Origin of the sequence: Rhabdaerophilum sp., assembly GCF_046092605.1 — a bacterium.
In the GTDB taxonomy this organism is placed as follows: Bacteria; Pseudomonadota; Alphaproteobacteria; order Rhizobiales; family Beijerinckiaceae; genus Rhabdaerophilum.
Genome location: NZ_JBJTDY010000185.1, coordinates 1 through 16,716 on the forward strand (window position 1 = coordinate 1; position 16,716 = coordinate 16,716).

At 64.6% G+C, this 16,716-nt stretch carries 21 protein-coding genes; 7 read left to right on the forward strand and 14 right to left on the reverse strand.

The genetic code is table 11. The annotated features are described in order from the left end of the window. Positions 1-303: 303 nt before the first annotated feature. The 12 genes from ACKODO_RS14745 to ACKODO_RS14800 form a co-directional block, all read right to left on the reverse strand. A complete protein-coding gene (locus tag ACKODO_RS14745; RefSeq protein ID WP_408984201.1) occupies positions 304-807 on the reverse strand; it encodes an SRPBCC family protein in 504 nt (167 codons plus the stop codon). Between the two features lie 3 nt (positions 808-810). Then, positions 811-1,308: an MGMT family protein gene (locus ACKODO_RS14750; protein WP_408984202.1), complete on the reverse strand. Its 498-nt coding sequence runs from the start codon at positions 1,306-1,308 to the stop codon at positions 811-813. Between the two features lie 191 nt (positions 1,309-1,499). Beyond that, positions 1,500-2,102, reverse strand: coding sequence for a hypothetical protein (locus ACKODO_RS14755; protein ID WP_408984203.1), 603 nt, complete (start codon positions 2,100-2,102; stop codon positions 1,500-1,502). 69 nt (positions 2,103-2,171) lie between these two features. Beyond that, a complete protein-coding gene (locus tag ACKODO_RS14760; RefSeq protein ID WP_408984204.1) occupies positions 2,172-2,465 on the reverse strand; it encodes a DUF736 domain-containing protein in 294 nt (97 codons plus the stop codon). Positions 2,466-3,052: 587 nt separating this feature from the next. After that, the gene (locus ACKODO_RS14765; protein WP_408984205.1) at positions 3,053-3,247 is read right to left on the reverse strand and encodes a hypothetical protein; all 195 of its coding nucleotides are present in this window, start codon (positions 3,245-3,247) and stop codon (positions 3,053-3,055) included. 106 nt (positions 3,248-3,353) lie between these two features. Beyond that, positions 3,354-3,530 carry a hypothetical protein gene (locus ACKODO_RS14770; RefSeq protein WP_408984206.1) on the reverse strand — a complete coding sequence of 59 codons (177 nt, stop codon included), beginning with the start codon at positions 3,528-3,530 and terminating at the stop codon, positions 3,354-3,356. A gap of 61 nt (positions 3,531-3,591) precedes the next feature. Beyond that, positions 3,592-3,831, reverse strand: coding sequence for a hypothetical protein (locus ACKODO_RS14775; protein WP_408984207.1), 240 nt, complete (start codon positions 3,829-3,831; stop codon positions 3,592-3,594). After that, positions 3,794-5,410 (reverse strand): ParB/RepB/Spo0J family partition protein, encoded by a 1,617-nt coding sequence (locus tag ACKODO_RS14780; RefSeq protein WP_408984208.1) that lies wholly within the window; start codon positions 5,408-5,410, stop codon positions 3,794-3,796. The genes ACKODO_RS14775 and ACKODO_RS14780 overlap by 38 nt, the downstream gene beginning before the upstream one ends. A 71-nt stretch (positions 5,411-5,481) precedes the next feature. Then, positions 5,482-5,841, reverse strand: coding sequence for a DUF2958 domain-containing protein (locus ACKODO_RS14785; RefSeq protein WP_408984209.1), 360 nt, complete (start codon positions 5,839-5,841; stop codon positions 5,482-5,484). A 2-nt stretch (positions 5,842-5,843) separates the two neighbouring features. Beyond that, positions 5,844-6,065 (reverse strand): hypothetical protein, encoded by a 222-nt coding sequence (locus ACKODO_RS14790; RefSeq protein WP_408984210.1) that lies wholly within the window; start codon positions 6,063-6,065, stop codon positions 5,844-5,846. 318 nt (positions 6,066-6,383) lie between these two features. Then, complete coding sequence (locus ACKODO_RS14795; RefSeq protein WP_408984211.1) at positions 6,384-6,980, reverse strand: hypothetical protein; 597 nt, start codon at positions 6,978-6,980, stop codon at positions 6,384-6,386. Positions 6,981-7,091: 111 nt separating this feature from the next. Beyond that, positions 7,092-7,505 (reverse strand): hypothetical protein, encoded by a 414-nt coding sequence (locus ACKODO_RS14800; protein ID WP_408984212.1) that lies wholly within the window; start codon positions 7,503-7,505, stop codon positions 7,092-7,094. A 456-nt stretch (positions 7,506-7,961) separates the two neighbouring features. Here ACKODO_RS14800 and ACKODO_RS14805 point away from each other — a divergent pair, with 456 nt between their 5' ends. From ACKODO_RS14805 to ACKODO_RS14820, 4 genes are all read left to right on the forward strand, one after another. Further along, positions 7,962-8,504 (forward strand): TetR/AcrR family transcriptional regulator, encoded by a 543-nt coding sequence (locus ACKODO_RS14805; protein WP_408984213.1) that lies wholly within the window; start codon positions 7,962-7,964, stop codon positions 8,502-8,504. Between the two features lie 112 nt (positions 8,505-8,616). Next, positions 8,617-10,866: an MFS transporter gene (locus ACKODO_RS14810; protein ID WP_408984214.1), complete on the forward strand. Its 2,250-nt coding sequence runs from the start codon at positions 8,617-8,619 to the stop codon at positions 10,864-10,866. Positions 10,867-10,940: 74 nt separating this feature from the next. Further along, on the forward strand, positions 10,941-12,026 hold the full coding sequence (gene devC, locus ACKODO_RS14815; RefSeq protein WP_408984215.1) for an ABC transporter permease DevC: 1,086 nt from the start codon (positions 10,941-10,943) through the stop codon (positions 12,024-12,026). Next, the gene (locus ACKODO_RS14820) at positions 12,001-12,732 is read left to right on the forward strand and encodes a DevA family ABC transporter ATP-binding protein (protein WP_408984216.1); all 732 of its coding nucleotides are present in this window, start codon (positions 12,001-12,003) and stop codon (positions 12,730-12,732) included. Before devC ends, ACKODO_RS14820 begins: the two co-directional genes overlap by 26 nt. Before the next feature lie 162 nt (positions 12,733-12,894). Here the strand turns inward: ACKODO_RS14820 and ACKODO_RS14825 are convergent, their stop codons facing one another. Beyond that, positions 12,895-13,827: an ArdC family protein gene (locus tag ACKODO_RS14825; RefSeq protein WP_408984217.1), complete on the reverse strand. Its 933-nt coding sequence runs from the start codon at positions 13,825-13,827 to the stop codon at positions 12,895-12,897. Positions 13,828-14,301: 474 nt separating this feature from the next. On the opposite strand from ACKODO_RS14825, the gene ACKODO_RS14830 reads away from it, so the two are divergent. From ACKODO_RS14830 to ACKODO_RS14840, 3 genes are read left to right on the forward strand one after another with little or no spacing between them, the layout of a single operon-like run. After that, positions 14,302-14,700, forward strand: a complete 399-nt coding sequence (locus ACKODO_RS14830) for a hypothetical protein (protein ID WP_408984218.1) — start codon at positions 14,302-14,304, stop codon at positions 14,698-14,700. Next, on the forward strand, positions 14,701-15,708 hold the full coding sequence (locus tag ACKODO_RS14835; RefSeq protein WP_408984219.1) for a type IV secretory system conjugative DNA transfer family protein: 1,008 nt from the start codon (positions 14,701-14,703) through the stop codon (positions 15,706-15,708). Beyond that, positions 15,708-16,172 carry a type IV secretory system conjugative DNA transfer family protein gene (locus ACKODO_RS14840; protein ID WP_408984220.1) on the forward strand — a complete coding sequence of 155 codons (465 nt, stop codon included), beginning with the start codon at positions 15,708-15,710 and terminating at the stop codon, positions 16,170-16,172. Before ACKODO_RS14835 ends, ACKODO_RS14840 begins: the two co-directional genes overlap by 1 nt. A 54-nt stretch (positions 16,173-16,226) precedes the next feature. Here the strand turns inward: ACKODO_RS14840 and ACKODO_RS14845 are convergent. Further along, the coding region (locus tag ACKODO_RS14845) for a nucleotidyl transferase AbiEii/AbiGii toxin family protein (RefSeq protein WP_408984221.1) at positions 16,227-16,716 on the reverse strand (490 nt) is incomplete at its 5' end.

The window sequence follows — 16,716 nt, forward strand, 5'->3', positions numbered from 1 at the left end:
TCCTGGCTGTGGTCGGCCTTGAAGTCGACCGGCGCGGCTGGCGCGGTGCGGGTTGCGAAGGCGTACATATCGAGGCCCATCGTCGTTTCCTTTAGTTGGTTTGTCGTACCGAAGGACGCGAACGAAAGGCCGGTTGGCCAAAAGGCGGGATGTCCTGACCAACACGGGTCCCGCCCTGGCGGGACTGGCGCGGGCCGGTCATGGACAGACGGCCGCCGACCGGCAGCCTCGCGGACGATCCTTCCCCACGACCAACCACCGGAAACGATGGATGGAGCCGAATGCGGTTGGCGCAACCTGCGATCAAGGCGCACGGCGCGATGTCATGGCCTTCTGCAAGTCAGCGAGGTACAGGTCGGTATGTGACCCAGGCGGGGCGATGATCCGGCCAACGAGCCGGACGAGCGGGTTCGCGATGGTCACGCGTTCGGTGACATCGAGCCGGCTGCCTTCGCTCGAGACAGTGAATCGGCCGACCCACTCGCCGCTAAAGCCACGCGCGGCGACATAGGAGATCGCAAAGAGCTCGTTAGGGCGGCTGTCCTCGAGCTGGAAAACGATGCGGTCGCCGGCCTTGGTGTGTTCGACCCAGCTTCGTCCGTCTTCGACAACCTCGACTTTGCCAATGTCGGTACGCCATTCGGACTGCCGTCCAACATCAGCCACTGCGCTGAAAACGCGGTCGACCGGTTGAGGGATCATGACCGTTCGCTTCGCCTCGGTCGTCTTGGGCAGAAGCAAGCCTGCAATCAAGGCGAGCCCAGCAACGGCGAGTACGGCTCCACCAATCACGATGAGCGTTTTCATCGGTCACGCCTCCTCAATGTGCCGATCGGGACGACGGGTCTCGTAGTCGTAGACGGCCAGCTGCTTGCGCAAGGGCGAGACCCTGACGCCCTCGTTCTGCAACAACGCCGCTTGTCGCTCGACCCCGCCCGGGAGCTTCGGATTGAGAAAGCCGCCCTTGCGCAGAACCCGCCACCACGGCGTCAACTCGGCCTGAGGAACGCCGCGCTGTCGACGCTCTTCGGCGGCTCTCGCCGCCATGTTCGCGAAAATCGCGGTCGAGACCGGACAAGCGACAGCCACTTTGTGGCGTCTTGCCAAAGCGGCGCGAAGATCATCGAGGGTGACGACTTCACCCGGCTCAATCCGTCGGATCAGCGCATCGACCTCCGCCGGACTGGAGACGACCATGGCCCCGCCTTTGGCCTCGGCGTAACCCGGTGCTCCAGGCGGAATGAGATGGATGATGTGCGGCTCCCGGCCGTTGTTCAGATGATCAATTGCGGACTTCTTCTTGGGCATTGCGTCTCCGATGGTCGCTGTTCAATTTTCTATTCAGCTAGCGCTAGAGCAGCGCCTCGGGAATAAGACTATTTTGTTCATTTTTTGTTCGCTCAATCAAGTGATGCGGTAACACAACCGAGTCGCCATTTCCGGAGCCGCGAAAAAAGGCCCCGCCGTCGCCGGCGGAGCCTTTCCGAGGACCGCGCGCCTCAGCCGATGACGATCTCGGTCGGCGCAACGGCATCCCGCTCGACGGCGCAGACGAAGTGCCCGAGCCGATCGCAGCGGCGCAAGCCGGGAACGATGGCGAGGACATCGTCCTCGCTGATCAGCGTCCAGACGAGGCCCTCGGGCTGCGCCCAGACATGGGCGGTCGCCTCATCCGAGGTGTCGAACAGGAGCCCGCCGAAGGGCGCGTCGGGACGCGGATTGGCCTGAGCGGGCTGGTAGGTCGCGGCCCATGTGGCGAAGGCCTCCGAGTGCTGGTTGCCGGCGACCCGCGCCTGCGTCTCGGCGAGCTGCACGTGCAGCGCGGCGATGGCCGCGCCGAGATGGCCGACGAGGCCGATGAAGTCGAGCCCGGCGAGAAGCGGCGTGGCGCGCGCGGTCGCGGCGGCGATGGCCGCCGGACAGGCGTCCGGGGCCAGCCCGAGGGCGGGGATGCCGCCATAGGCGAGCGTGCGGTTGAGTTCGTCGATGTGGTGCTGGATGTCCTCGGCGTCGGTGCGCAGATCGGCAAGGTTGTCGAGCCAGGCCTCCCGGGTCGCTTCGTCCAGCGTGCCGAAATCGGTGATGGCAATCGGGTTCGTCATGGTCATGTCCTCAAATGAATTCGTTTGAAAAGGGCGCCGCCCGGCCGGAGCCGGGCGGCGGGTCTTAGGTCAGGCGCGGGACCAGATCAGGTCGTATTCGCCGTCCACCTCGACGAGGTTCGCGTAGATGGGCGCGGCGAAGCTGGGGTCGTCGAGCTTCACGCTGACGTAGTCGCGCCCGCTCTTGCTCTTGCGGACCCAGCCCGCGCCGATATCGACCTTGCCGGCGCTGATGCGGAAGTCGGGGCCGGTTTCGCCGTTCTTCTCGACCGGGGTGATCGCCACCTTGGCCTTGAGGCCGAGGGTCTGGATCTGGCCGTTATAGGCGTTGTCGCTCTTGGTGAAGGTTCCGATGGTCGCCATTGTCAGTGTCTCCTTTGGTTTTGAGAGCCGCACCCTTGCGGCCTCGATGGACCCGATAGGGGCCGACCCGGCGACTGCCGCACCCGAAGGGCGAAGCGTGAGCGGCAGATGGCGTGGGCGCTGTTTTTTGAAGCGAAGCGGCGCGAGGAAGCCGGCCACAGGCCGGCGGGGACAAAACTGCGCCAACGCCATTGCGGCAACAGGCGACGGCGTCGGCCATGGTCCATCGATCAAGAGGCCGCTGGGCTGCGGGTCTTCTGCCGTTTCAAGGAGACACCGGCGCACCGTCGGACCGATCCTGTCTGGCGACAGGCCAACGGCGCGCGAGATCAACGAGGCCTTGGGGATCGAGGCGGTCACCTAGCTATGGAGACGCGAAACCGCGCACGGCCTGCCATCGGCCCGCTCGGGTCACAGGCGCGGGCTGGGTTTGCCGACCTGAAGAGCGGCGTCGTGCCCGGCGTGAGGATCACGTCACCCCGACCACGCGACCAAGCGAAACCTTGGCGGGGCAAGGGAGGGCCTTGGCTGATCGGTTTCGCCTGAACCGAAACCCGCGCAGCCTCTGCCGCGCGCCCGTTCAAACCTCAGGACCATGACGGCCCGGTTGGCACAGGATTGGCGAGCGGGCGAAAGTGGATGAAGAGGTGTTGGCCTTGCTGGGCCGCGAGACGCTCCGCGACGAGGAGCGCATCACCGAACTCGACGAAGCGCTGGCCGTGCCGCTGGTCCGGCTCGATGATCTCCCAGTCTGCTCCGCTATTGAAAATCCAAATCGCCACGATGTGCCTCCTCGAAGGCTTATGGCGGCGTGCGCGGTTCATGTGCCTGACATGAGAAAGCCGCCCGAGAGGGCGGCTTTCCAGAGGCTACGGCCAAGTCAAGATGTCAGTCGCTTTTACGCCGCCCGAAGAGCTTGGCGATCCCTTGCAGGAGGAAGCCGAAAGCGAGGAGCGCGAGGGGCGCGACGATGCCGAGGCCGAGCACGACGCCGAACGCATCCGGGCTCTTGAGAGTGCCCGAGATCAGAACGGCCAGGATCATGACGATGATGGGATAGGCCATGGGAATGTCCTTCGTGAGAGGGGGAAGCGGCGGCGCGCCGAAGCGCGCCGCCTGAGGTCCGTCAGGCCGCGTGCTCGAAGGCAGGCTCGTTAGACAGAGCCGTCTCGTCCTCGATCTCGTCGGCCTCCTCGCCGGGCTCCTCCTCGGCTTCCGGAGCCTCTTCCCATGGCGGGGTCTCCTCGACCGGGCCTTCCGCCGTCACGGCGGGGAACAGCATCGCGCCGGGGAGCCAGTCGCGCCCCTTAAGGTCATAGTCGGGGGCCTCATCGGTCGCGGCCTTCGTCCGCTCGAAATGCTTCACCAAGGCCTCGACGAGGCCCGCCTTGGAATAGTCCTTGAGCGCGCCCATGCGGATCGACGCGCCGCTCTCCTAGCTGGTCCTTGCGGCGCTTCGAGAGGAAGGCCGCGTCCGGTCGCCAATGGCGGCGCATGTCGATCCCGAGATCACCGGCCACGGCGTTGAACAGGGACCGGCCCCGGTCGAGGCTGTCGAGCGAGCCTTGGCCGAAGGTCAGCACGGTCAGGAGCGTGTGAAGCCGCTCCAATTCGCCGTCCGGCATCGCCTTGACAGCCTCATAGACCTTCACCGGGTCCTTGGACTGCGCGGGGAGCCATTCCCAGTCTCCGCGCGCGGCGCGGCTGTAACCCTTCTCCATCTCCCGGAACGGCGCGGCGAAGGCCGCGCATTCCGCCTCGATGCGCCGGAGGGTAGCCGGGGCTTCCCCCTCTTCGAAGGCGGCGAGCGCCGGATGCGGGTCGAGCGTCACCCGGCCTGTCCAATCGCTGGCGTTCAGCATCTGGACGATGGCGATCTCGCGGGCCTTGCGCGGGTTGTCGAGGAGCGCCGCCATGACGGCGAGGCTCTTATGGGCCGACAGGTTGCGCACCACGGGCGCGACATATTCGGCTTGAACCTTGGGCTTGGCGGGGGCACGGGTCGCCTCGACAACATCGGGGCGGACGGGGCGCTTGGCGAGGTTCTCGCGAACCTCGACGCGGCCCGTCGGGGTCATGTGAATGACCACTCCCGGTGCGTCCCCCTCGCCCGCCTCCTTGAACTGCCACCATTGGGCATAGGGCGCGCGGATCACCTCGACCCAGCGGCCTTGCGCCTCGTGGCGCGCGACGAGCGCCGCGACGGCTTCCTCCTGCAAGCGCAGGAACTGCTCGACATCATCGAACAGCGTCTCGGCCTCATCGGCAAAGAGGTCGGTGGTGACGGTGCCTGTATAGGCCTCGGGCGGGAAGATGGCTTCCGCCCGGCTCGGCTTCTCGCCCGCGAGCATGTCGCGGATGGTCTCGGGCTCGGCCTCCCAGCGCTCGCCGGAGAGGCGGTCCAGCACGGCGCGCTGCTGGTCGCTGGTCCCCAAGGTCAGGGCTTCGGCGCAACCGAGCGACAGATCCCCGGCGCGGACTTGCTCCTTGGCCTCCTCGCAGAGCGAGGCCAAGGCCAAGCGGCGCTTGACGGTCAGGACCGACACGCCCGCCTTGGCGGCGACATCCTCCAAGGATGCGCCCCCTGCCAGAAGCCGGGCGAAGGCCTCGGCTTCATCGAGCGGGGCCAAGGCCTCGCGCTGGATTTTCTCGACGGTCGCGAGGCGGAGCGTGTCGTCGTCGGAAAGTCCGTTACGGACCTCGACGGGGATGGGCGCGTCTTTCGGCCAGTCGCCGCGCTCAGCCAGAAGCGAGAGCGCCCGGAAGCGGCGCGCCCCGGAGATGATCTCGAACTTCTTGCCCTTCTTGCGGACGACGAGGTTCTGCAGAAGCCCGTCGACAAGAATCGAGGCGGCGAGGCCCGCCAAGGCGGCTTCATCCATCACTTTGCGCGGATTGGCCGGGGGCGGAACGAGTTGGGATAGGTTCACGGTCTCAATGGTCATGGTCTGTCTCCTTGGATGGCTTGGGGTTCACGAGAAGCCCGCCCGTCCCTGCCGGAGACGGGCGGGACGGGTCAGGCGCGGATGCGCCCGAAGCGGTTGGCCTCGGCGGCGTAGGCCGTCAGGCTCTTGGTTGGCCGGAAATGCAGGTCGCGCTCGATGGCGAGCCCGCCGGGGCCGCGCACGGCTTCCAACTCGGAAAGCCGCACGCTGCCAAGTTCGGGGCATCCGAAACCGAGATCGCAGAGCCCGAAGGCGATATCCTCGTCCTCGGGGTCGAGCTCGGACAGGAGCCAGGTCGCGCCACCCCACGGGGTGAAGAGCTTCACCACCGGGAACACGTCTGGCGTGTTCCCGTCCTCGGCGATGGCGGCGGCGGCGGCGCGACCATTGGCCAACATCCGCGCCTTTTGCTCGGGGGTCAGGAGGGCCATGGTCAGGCCCTCCGTCCGTCGTGGTCGGTCAGGACCATGTCGGGGGTCACCGCCACGAACAGCGGCGACATGACATATTCCGCGCCGGTCTGCTCCGCGGCGACGATGGCGGCGCTTGGCCGCCCGTCGACGAAGCACGAAAACAGCGCGAAATTGCTGAAATCCCCGCTCGAAGGCGCGTTGAACGCCTCCCGATGGGCCGGGGTGATATGGGTCTCGGTCATGGCACTCCTCCTCGATTTTGCGCGAGCAAGCCCGCGCTTGCTCGCCTGCCTCGCGGCGAGCAGCGGGGGAGGACGGGTCAAGGCCGAGGGGGGACCACCCGGCCTGCAGGGAGCGTCAGCGACTGAAGGCTGGGGGATCGCGCCTTGACGCGGCCGGGGGTAAGGCCCCCGGCATCAAGTGCGCGCAGCGACCGCCGTGCGAGCCGTTCTTCGGGGCGTTGCGGGGCCTTGCCCCGCAGAATGGGTAGCGGAAGACCGGAAAAGCGGGCTGGAGCCCAGGGGAAGGCGTTCCCCATGAATAATGATCGGCAGAGCGGATCAGGACATCTCGTTGTTCATGACATCGTCGAGATGACGCAACACACTCGCTGTCAGTCGAGCTTTTCGGATTTCCACGGTGAGTTCCGCGACCGCTTGCGGATGAACCTGTTCCGCACCGTTGAAGGCCCAGATAACGACGCGGGTGACCGCGTGCAGGGCTTCCAGCGCCATGTCGAGAAGATGGGTATCGACATGAGCTTTGCTCGTCTCCCGTTTGCGTTTCTCTCCGAACCAAGCGGGATTGCGGATGAACACGGCGCTTTCGTCAAACAAGAGCGGCGCGCCATGGAAAAGCGCGTGCCGATACGCGACAAGGTCTTCGACTGCCTTCGCGGTCTCGGAGAGTAACCGGTTGGCATCCGCGCTGAGATCGGGTCGAGGTTCCCCGAGATCTTGGACCCATCTGCTGATCGATGTTGTGTCTGTCGAGGGGCGCTGTCCCTCGACAAGTTCGCCATTCAACCGCCAAAGCGCCATTTCGAAATAATGTTCAAACGTCGTCCATCGCACCGCGAAGGCGCCAATACGAAGCAGGACCTCGGCCGGTAACCCGCGCTGTTGCAGGTCGCGCAAATTGTCATCGGTGTTCATCACCAGAATGGAAACACGTCAAACGCCCAAGGCGAAGCATCTTGAGCGCGATGCTGTCCGGTTTACGCAACTGGTTGAGGCGCCGCACGATCAGCGCGGCGCCTCGTATCGCAACTACCGCGCCACGCGGTAGCGCCCCTGCCGGAACGTCCAGCGGCGACCGTCGACCAGTAGGTCGCGCCAGCCATTCGACGTGGTCCGCGCCGGCTTAACCTCGCTGGCGATGATGTCGGCAAGCGATCTCGGCCGGTGTGTCGTCAGGTCGAAGACGAACATCGCGCAGCCCCGACTGCCGCAGTGGAACGGGTGCAGGAGCTGGACGATGACTTCGGGCCGGCCATCGCCATTGAGGTCGACCATCTGGAACTCGAGATGGACCGGAACACCGTCGGATTCCTCGGCGGCGCGCATGTCGTCGGCCAGGGCGTCGACAACGCGGGCCTGAACGTCGAGCGGCGCTTGATGCGAGCCGGCCACTGCTGGGATTGCGAGAGCCGAGAGGGCGAGAAGGGCAAGAAGCGGTGTCATGGGCTTGGTCTCCGTGTCGGGCCGCCCCATGCGGCCTATCGACGGCAAGGAGAGGCCTGCGACCGGACCGGTCGCGCACCCGAAGGGCCGAAACAGCGTGGAGGACGGCATAAGCCGTTGCGCGGCTGGAAGAGCAGGCCAACTTGCCAAAGTCGATTGCTGCTGAGTGGCTCCGTCCTGGAGGCACAAGGAACAGATCGGTCGCGGGTCTCTTGAGGAAATGGATGACGTTCAGTCCGGATCGGGGCGCAAACCGGAACTCGGCTCGCGTCACTGATATTAGGCACGAAGACGGCAAACGGGCATTTTCATGATCGCACTCATCCAAAAAGGGCGTTTCTATATATTGACAGTGAGCACTCGTTCATATATATAATTCGTATGATCGACTCAGTCCGCTCCCGCCTCGGCCGCCCCGTTGACCATTCCGCACGCACTGCAAGGCGCCAGCAGATCATGGACGGAGCGCGCAGCTGTTTCCAGCAGCATGGCTTCCATGCTGCGGGAACGGCAGAGATCGCGGCCGCTGCAAAAGTCAGCGTGGCCAACCTCTACCAGTATTTTTCGAGCAAGGACGAATTGATCATTGCCATCGCCGAGGAGGACCTGAGCTCCGACCTCGCGCTCCTCGCGATGATCAAATCTGCAGGCTCCATCGAAAGAGCCATTGAACTCGCGGCAGAGGCAATCGCCCACGAGGCGAGTGATCCTTCGGTGTCGCGCTTGCGGCTGGAGGTCTCGACCGAGGCGACGCGCAACCCCGGCGTGGCCGATGTGGTGCATCGGGCCGAGCAGATGCAACGTGCGGCGCTGGAGGATTGGATCCGTCAAAGCCAGGCGCGCGGCGAAATGCCCGCAGATCTCGATCCGGAAACGTCCGCTTTCGGGCTGCTCTGCCTGATTGATGGCGCCTTCGCCCGTGTCGCGACGGGCGCCTTGGCACCGGATTCCGCAGCTCTGGAGCTCATGCCCGCTATCCGTGCCATGTTTCGCATCTGAGCGACAACGAACTGTCCGTCAAAGGCATGTTTTCATTATGAGTAAGTCAGCACTTATAAAAAAGAAAAGTCCGTTCCGGGCCTCTGTCGCGACAGGTGCAGGCTCCACTTTCGTGAGCGGCATCGTGACCATGGCGGTGACATGGTCGCTTCTGTCGGGGGGTGTGAGTGCAGCCTATGCCGGCTTCGCGGCTGCCTGCCTGGCACTGCCGGTCTCGATCGGCATGTTTGTGGGCGGAGGGTTGATTGACCGCTTCGGAGCAAGGCCGGTTCTGTTGATGTCGAACCTGCTGACGCTGGGCGCAGCTTTTGCTGCAATGGTGCTCGTTCTGACGCAGGCGGAGACTCTCGTCGGCATCGTGGCTCTGCTGGCGTTGTCGAACGGGCTCGGCGCGCCTGGCGTTATCGCTCAGGATGCGCGCTTGCCGCAGCTTGCGAGGCTTGCCGGCCTGAGGCTGGAAAGGGCGAATGGCCTTCGAGATCTCGCATATCAGATCGGCATGATTGGCGGCCCCGCATTGGGTGTGCTGGCTGTCGAGTTCGTTGGTTTGAAGGGTTCGCTCGGCATAGCCGTCGCTTTGCTTGGCATCATCGCCATTGTTGATGCCGTGTTCTTCCCCCGTTTCCGTGAAGGCCATCCGGTGGTGGCCGCGAAAGAACGCGCAGCAAATCCGTTGAGGCGGATTCTCGGGGACCGGACACTGAGAGCGGTGGTGCTCCTCGCCTTGCCGCTTGTGGCGATTTTCACCTCACTTGACGAGATTCTCGCGCCAACCCTCGCCCTTTCGGCCGGTCTGGGCGGCAAGGCGCTGACAATTTTCCTGGCGCTGACCGGTCTTGCGACCTTCACCTCGGCGGCGACCTTTGCCAAGGCCGGCCACAGGATCTCAAAGCGAAAGCTCGTGATCGGCGGCGTGGCCATTTCTGCCATGGGCTTCATCGCGCTCGCCGCCATCCCGGCGCGCGAGGCCTTCTTCATCGCGCCGGTGCTGATCGGATGTGGTGTAGGCCCGTTGTGGCCGGTGCTGCTGACCGCAATCCAGTCCCGCGTGCCGCGCGCCGAGCTGGGCGGCGTCATCGGTGCGCTATCCGCCGTGTCGCTGTTGGCGCAGCCAGCCTCGTCATTGGCGACCGGGCCGGCAGTTGCGGCCCTCGGAGCGCCGACAGTCGCATGGGTCATCGCAGTGATAGCTGGCGGCCTTGCTTTTCTCGCACCGTTCCTCGGTGGCCTGCGCGAGCTCGATCCGCCGTCGACGAAAGGGAATGCGTCGCCGATTGATGCCGGCGATCGGCTCAGGTTCATCGCCGGTGCGCTCGCGGCGGCCGTTGCTCTCTTGGTCGGATACCAAGTTTTTTCCAGCACCAAAGTCCGACAGGCTGACCCTTCGGTTGTCGCGACAGCGCATGCGGCTCAGCCGGTCATGGGCATCGGCGCGCTCGGTCGCATTGAGCCCGCATCGCGCATCCTCCGGATCAGTGCGCCGCTGGGTGCGGAGCCGCCGCGCATTGAACGGATCCATGTGCGCGCGGGTGACACTGTGATTGCTGGGCAGATCATCGCTGTCATCGCCGATCATGCCATTCGAACTGCGGCTGTCGCGGTCGCAGAGTCACAGGTGAAGGTCGCCGAGGCGGAACTCGCCCGTATCAGGGCCGGTACGCGGCCGTCGGAGCTTGCTGCGCAACGGTCTCGGATCGATGCTCTCATGGCTCAGGTCCAGTTCGCCCGAACGACCCTGGAACGCCGTGTGGTGCTGATGCGGTCTGACGCCGCCTCCGCAGCACAGTTCGACGATGCGAAGGCCACGCTTTCGCGTCTCGTCGCCGAACTCGCTGCGGCTGAAGCGGTTCACGAGACTTTGGCGCAGGTCCGTGCCGAGGATATCGCTGTGTCCGAAGCCGCGCTCGGTCGGGCGCGCGCTGACCTTGCGCAGCGGCGCGCCGAGCTCGAGCTCAGTCAGATCCGCGCGCCGATCGACGGCACGGTTCTGGCAGTCAATGCCCGTGAGGGCGAGCGGGCAGGGCCGGATGGTTTTCTCTCCCTCGCGGATCTCCGCGCCATGGAAGTCGTCGCCGAGATCTATGAGAGCGATGCATCACGCCTCCGGATCGGTCTTCCAGCGGAGGTGCTTCTGCCTGGCATCGAAGTGCCGCTTTCGGCTTATGTCAGCGAGATCGGCTGGCTCGTGCGCCGCAACGATGCGATCGGCACAGATCCTGTGGCCCGTATCGATGCACGCGTCATCGAGGTGCGCCTGCGCCTCTCACCAGAGGTGAGCGATCGCGTGACGCGGCTTTCCAATATGCAAGTTGCGGTACGCATCCATGCCGACGAGAAGCCCGCAGTCTCGGGACCGCGATAATGCGCTCTATTTGGCTCGCATGCCGCCTTGCCTGGCGACAACTGACCCACCAGCCGGCGCGGCTTGCGAGCGCCGTGGCCGGCGTGGCCTTCGCCTGCCTGCTTGTTTTCATGCAGTTGGGCTTCCACGACGCCCTTTTCGACAGCGCGACCTCGACCGCCCGGGCGATCCGTGGCGACATCATCATGTTCAGTCGCCAGTCCGAGACGACCTCACGAACCTCCGGCTTGCCTCGTGCCCGGCTGATGCAGGCGCTTGCCGATCCGGATGTCGCCCGCGTGACGCCCGTTTATCTGGGCCAGGTCATCTGGAAGAACCCGGAAACGGCTGTGCGCCGCTCCATCATGGTTTTGGGGGCAGACCCTGATTCAGGGGTGTTCGCGCTTGAAGGCGCCAGTGCGGCTGCCGAGCGATTGCGCCAGCGCGATACGCTGCTTTTCGATGCGCAATCCCGGCCCGAATATGGTCCGATCGGCGAGCGCCTGGCCCGCGGTGCAACGACGGTTGAGGTCGCCAACCGCACCACGGAAGTGGTGGGCCTTTTCCGGCTGGGAGCCTCCTTCGCGGCCGATGGCAACCTGCTCACGAGCGACGTCAATTTCCATCGGCTGGTGCGCGATCGGATTCCGGACATGGTCGATGTGGGGGCTGTGTTCCTGAAGGCTGGCGCGGATGTGAGTGCGGTGAAAGCCCGGCTTCAGCGGCTGCTTCCTGATGATGTCCGGGTGATGACGCACGATGAGTTCATTGCGAACGAGCGTGCCTATTGGGCAAACTCGGCCGCCATTGGCTTCATTTTTCTCTTCGGCGTCGGGATGGGCCTGATTGTCGGGTTTGTGATTGTCTATCAGATCCTCTTCACCGACGTCGCCAACCACCTGTCCGAATACGCGACGCTGAAGGCGATGGGCTATACCGACGGCTATTTCCTCAAGGTTGTCTTCAGCGAGGCTCTAATGCTTGCCGTGCTCGGCTTTATGCCTGGCTTTGCCCTCTCGTGGTGGCTGTTCGGAGTCTCGGCAGATGCAACCTTCCTGCCGATGTTGCTCCGGCCCGACATGGCGGCCTTCGTGTTCGCGCTGATCTTTACGATGTGTGCCGCATCCGGCGCGGTTGCCGTTCGCAAGCTGCGCGATGCCAACCCGGCTGATATGTTCTGAGGGTTGCGCCATGAGGCATGTCATCGAGATCAAGGGTCTTGGACACTGGTTCGGTAAGGGCGAACTTCGGAGACAGATCCTGTTCGACGTCGATCTCTCGATTGCACCGGGCGAAATCGTCATCCTCACCGGACCGTCCGGCTCCGGGAAGACCACGTTGCTGACGTTGATTGGTGCTCTTCGAGCTGTGGAGCGCGGAAGCCTCAATCTGTTCGGGCACGAGTTAAACGGCGCCAGCGAAGATGACCGGATCGCGGTGCGCCGACGCATCGGCTTCATCTTTCAGCAGCACAATCTCCTTGGCTTCCTTTCAGCTCGCCAGAACGTCGAGATGGCCCTCGAACTCGACCCGATCATTGACGCCCATGAACGGCGTGACCGTGCAACCGCTATGCTTGCTAAGGTGGGGCTGGGGGAGCGGCTTGATCACCCGCCATCGAAGCTGTCCGGTGGGCAGAAACAGCGCGTGGCCGTCGCCCGTGCACTGGTCGGCAATCCCGACCTCGTGCTGGCCGACGAGCCGACCGCCTCGCTCGACAAGGTCACCGGGCAAGAGGTGGCGACGCTGATCGAGCGTCTCGCGCGGGAACGTGGTGCCTCGATCCTGCTCGTGACGCATGATCCGCGCATCCTCGGTATCGCGGATCGCATCGTCGCGATGGAAGACGGCCGCATCGTGGATGCCACCGATAACCGGCATGATTGACGTCGAGTTATCTCAGTTCCCGAAAATGTTAGTCGCGCGACCGACACTGTGTTTTTTGCACTTACTGTCGTTCACTGGATTTATTGAACGCGAGCGAATGACTGATTTCGATTCAAGTTTCCAAAGCCGGGAATGAAAGCAAGGATGGCGCAAAGGCCGCCCTCAGGCGGCCTCCTCCAGCTCGTCGACACCGTGAGCCTCCTCGGCCGGCTGCAAGCCGTCGAGGTAATCGACGGCCTGGGCGGCCTTGGACGCGGCGGTGAAGATGGCCTTCTTGTCGGCATTCAGGACGGTCAACCAGTGGCTGATATAGGCGGCGTGGTCGGGACGCGGGGTGTTGGCGATCCCGAGATCGGCGCAGAGGAAGGCGGCTCCCAGTTCGGCGACGAGTTCTTCCATGGCGTAGGCGTCATCGCCGAAGCGCTTGCCGAATTCCCGGTCGCAGCGGGTCTTGATGCCTGTCCAGTGGGTCAGCTCGTGCAGGAGCGTCGCGTAGAGGCACTCGGTCGCCGAGGATGTCGCCGACCCGACGAAGCGGGTGCGGTCGGGCATGTGGATCGTGTCCGTCAGGGGGCGGCAAAAGGCGCCTTCGCCACCGAAAGCGACACGGGCGCCGGTCGCGGCGACATAGGCCTCGACTTCAGCCAGCACCTCGGCCGGATTGGCGGGCGCTGCCGCTTCGGGGAGCGCGAAGCCGTCGACCTGGTTGGCGTTGAAGACGTAGCTCGCCTTGGCGATGAGGCGTCGGCCGCGTTCGGTCTCGCCGGTCTCGGGGTTGGTTTCGTCGACCGCGAGCTCCTTGAAGAAGACGATGAGGGAGGATTTCTCGCCCTTGCGGACCTGTGCGCCTTTCTCCTGCCATTGGCGGTAGGTGCCCCAGAGACCCGTGGTGAAGCCCCGTGCTTCGGCTGCGGCCCAGAGGGCCAGGACATTAACGCCCCGGTAGCGCTTGCCGGTGAGGGCGTTCATGGGGCGGGTATGGGTGACGCCGTGGCGGTGCCAGGGCATGTCCCATTGGCCGGCGCCGGCCTCGATGGCGGCGATGATCGTATCGGTGACTTGGGTGTAGACGTCGCGAGACGGGGAAGCGTTCATGGCGGTTCTCCTTCCGGTTCTTGCCGGAGGCCCGCGCCCATCGCGGCCTTCCGACGGCGACCGAAAGGCCCCGGCCAGTCCGGAACCCCGCACCCGAAGGGCTGGAACACCGAGGAGGACGGCGGCAGCCCGGTTTGTTGCTCCGCGAGGAGGCCGAAAGGCCGGGGAAGAAACCGGGATGTCCGCCGTTGCGGGGTCTGGCGCCGAGGGCCAGGTTCGCCCGCTCGGACAGGCCCGCATGGGGTGGTAATCTTGAACCGGAAGGATGTCGCTGAACGACAATCCCCGCCCAAGACGACATCCTAAGAACCGCCGACGCATCGTCAGCGGGCGTCGGTCCAAGATCGCATTCATGAACCGTTGACGGCGCGTGACCCTGCCGCCTCGACCTGTCACGCAAACGCGCTAATCTTTGGGTCAATGGCCGAAAAAGGGGGATGACCTGACAGCAACGCGGCCGCAAGGGAGCCGCGCATGTCTGACGAAAAGGGTAAGTCGGGCGGGTTTTTCTCGAAGCTCTTCAAGAGCCTCGACACGGCGTTCAACGCGCCACCGGTCGCCGAGAAGCCAGCCGAGCCGCCCAGGCCCACGGCTGCGCCGACAAAGCCCGAGCCGACGGTCACCTTGCGGCCGATGCCCGATGCCCAACAGCTGGAACGGGTCCCCAAGCCGATCAGGAGCTATTGGCTGATCCTGCAGCGCATTCCGATCATGGAGGATACGCGGGACTACTATCTCGGCTGCCTCCGTCGAAACGAGGTCGCGGAGGTCAAGCAATGGCTAGAGATGAAATATCTCCCGCAATTGCCGAAGGCGATCCGAGATGAACTCGAGCAGGTCGGCGGCGGAGCGCGCTGGGCCAGCTTCAAGTAGATGGACGAAGCCGGCCTCTTTCCGGAACGGGGCAAGCGTTACGAAGGCCAGGTCACTCTCGGCGAGACGGACAGTCCGGATGGCCGGCTTTTCGACATCGTGTTCAGCGGAGACGGCCATCTGCTGACGGTGGCGCCGACCGGCGCGGGCAAGACGCAGATTCATGTCCTGCCGGCGGTTTTTCAATATGCAGGCCCGATTGTCGCCCTCGATCCGAAGGGCGAGGTCTACCGCGAGCTTGCCTGGATTCGGCGCCAGCGCGGCAATGTGTACCCCTGGGCACCGTTCGAAGACGACATCCAGAGCGCCTGCTTCAACCCGCTCGACTTCGTGCTGGAATGGGAAGATGCGCTCGATATGGCGGACATGATGGTTCCGATTGGCGGCGAGCGCGACGCCTTCTGGAACACCTCGACGCGTCGCCTGCTCGCAGGGGTGATCTGGTACGTCGCGCGTTATGAGGATGAGGGTCAGCGAAACCTTCAGCGGGTCTATGATCTCGTCGTGAACCCGAAGGCGCCGGTCTCTCCTGCGCAATACACCGAACAGGGAGAGGTCGTGCTCCGCGGCCATGTCCTCCGGGAGCTCATGGACCTGACACAGGACCCGGTCCTGAAAAACCCGGCGGATTCGCTGGCGAGCCTGATGACGACCGAGAACATGCTGACGTCCTTCGTGACGATCGCGGAGAACCAGCTGTCGCATTGGGCCTCGCCCAGGATCGCGGCGATCACCCGCACCACGACCCCCGGCTTTCATCCTCGCGTGATCTGGGAGGAAGCGCGGATGCAGGATGTGGCGATCGCCAATGGGGTCGGCCAGCATGTCGGACGCAACGGGCGGGGCCTGAAGCACTCGGTGTTCCTGATCGTGCCTCCGCATCGGATCGCGACCTTCGCGCCGGTGCTGCGCGTCATCATCGGCGTGATGATCAAGGAGATGATCGCGGTCGCGCATACGGTCCAGGGCAAGGACAGGACCTCGCCCGGTATCCGACCGACCCGGTGATGTTCCTGCTCGACGAGCTGCCGCAGCTCGGCCATCTCGACCAGATCGAGAATGCAATTACGATCGTCCGCTCGGCCCGCATCCGGCTTTGGCTGTTCGCCCAGGATCTGGATCAGATGCAGAAGACCTACCCGAAATGGACGTCGATGGTCTCGAACTGCCGGGCCAAGATGTTTTACGGCATCAACGATCTGGCGACCGCCGAGCACATCTCGAAGTTTGTCGGCGAGACGAAGGAGCTGTTTTCGGACCGGGATCGGCACCTCATCAAGCCGCATGAGCTGCTCGGACCTGACATGGCCGGACAGCAGATCATTCTGGTGAGTGGCCTAAGGGCGATCCGGGCGCGCGGCATCCAGTTCCGCCATGAGCCCGGCATGCAGAAGGTCATGCAGGAGAAGCGCGATGATCACGCGCGTCCGGACTGGGACGAGCCGGAAACCGCCTCCGAGGATGAAACCTGACGGATTCGGACAGCCGCCGCCGCTGAACCACCGGCTGGGTCGGGCGCTCGTTGGTTACGGCGCTGGCGCGCCCTTCCTTCCGAACGCGGCCCTTAGCGCGTCGGCGAGCTTTCGGCGGGCTTCCGGCGAGAGCGTGTCGAGGTTCTGGCGCCGCCAAGCGACCGCCGGGAGATTCGCCGCCGCCGTCAAGCCGACGGCGTCCCAGTCCGCATTACCCTCCTCGATGCCGATCAGGAAAGCGCGATGGGCCTCCGGCATGTCGCCGGTGACACGCTCGATCATGGCTTCGCGCGCCGTTTCGAGTTCCGCAAGCGGGACCGGTTCCGCGGTCATGCCGACGAAGGCGCGGGCGAACTCCAGGGCAAGGTCCTTGCGCCGCGGCGCCAGGACTTCCGCCATGGGGCGGGTATGGCTGACGAGATAGACGAGGAAGGCGCGACGGAGATCGTCGTCGATGCCTTCCAGGGCCAGAAGATCGCGAACGTCGAACAGATCACGCGGGTGCTGCCGATCGAGCGCGGCGACGAGCTTGCCGGCGTAGAGA

Excerpts from the sequence above, each read along its gene's own strand:
- ACKODO_RS14745 (WP_408984201.1), bottom strand. The coding sequence starts at position 807 with ATGAAAACGCTCATCGTGATTGGTGGAGCCGTACTCGCCGTTGCTGGG.
- ACKODO_RS14750 (WP_408984202.1), bottom strand. The coding sequence starts at position 1,308 with ATGCCCAAGAAGAAGTCCGCAATTGATCATCTGAACAACGGCCGGGAG.
- ACKODO_RS14755 (WP_408984203.1), bottom strand. The coding sequence starts at position 2,102 with ATGACGAACCCGATTGCCATCACCGATTTCGGCACGCTGGACGAAGCG.
- ACKODO_RS14760 (WP_408984204.1), bottom strand. The coding sequence starts at position 2,465 with ATGGCGACCATCGGAACCTTCACCAAGAGCGACAACGCCTATAACGGC.
- ACKODO_RS14770 (WP_408984206.1), bottom strand. The coding sequence starts at position 3,530 with ATGGCCTATCCCATCATCGTCATGATCCTGGCCGTTCTGATCTCGGGC.
- ACKODO_RS14780 (WP_408984208.1), bottom strand. The coding sequence starts at position 5,410 with ATGACCATTGAGACCGTGAACCTATCCCAACTCGTTCCGCCCCCGGCC.
- ACKODO_RS14785 (WP_408984209.1), bottom strand. The coding sequence starts at position 5,841 with ATGGCCCTCCTGACCCCCGAGCAAAAGGCGCGGATGTTGGCCAATGGT.
- ACKODO_RS14790 (WP_408984210.1), bottom strand. The coding sequence starts at position 6,065 with ATGACCGAGACCCATATCACCCCGGCCCATCGGGAGGCGTTCAACGCG.
- ACKODO_RS14800 (WP_408984212.1), bottom strand. The coding sequence starts at position 7,505 with ATGACACCGCTTCTTGCCCTTCTCGCCCTCTCGGCTCTCGCAATCCCA.
- ACKODO_RS14805 (WP_408984213.1), top strand. The coding sequence starts at position 7,962 with ATGGACGGAGCGCGCAGCTGTTTCCAGCAGCATGGCTTCCATGCTGCG.
- ACKODO_RS14820 (WP_408984216.1), top strand. The coding sequence starts at position 12,001 with ATGCCAACCCGGCTGATATGTTCTGAGGGTTGCGCCATGAGGCATGTC.
- ACKODO_RS14825 (WP_408984217.1), bottom strand. The coding sequence starts at position 13,827 with ATGAACGCTTCCCCGTCTCGCGACGTCTACACCCAAGTCACCGATACG.
- ACKODO_RS14830 (WP_408984218.1), top strand. The coding sequence starts at position 14,302 with ATGTCTGACGAAAAGGGTAAGTCGGGCGGGTTTTTCTCGAAGCTCTTC.
- ACKODO_RS14835 (WP_408984219.1), top strand. The coding sequence starts at position 14,701 with ATGGACGAAGCCGGCCTCTTTCCGGAACGGGGCAAGCGTTACGAAGGC.
- ACKODO_RS14840 (WP_408984220.1), top strand. The coding sequence starts at position 15,708 with ATGTTCCTGCTCGACGAGCTGCCGCAGCTCGGCCATCTCGACCAGATC.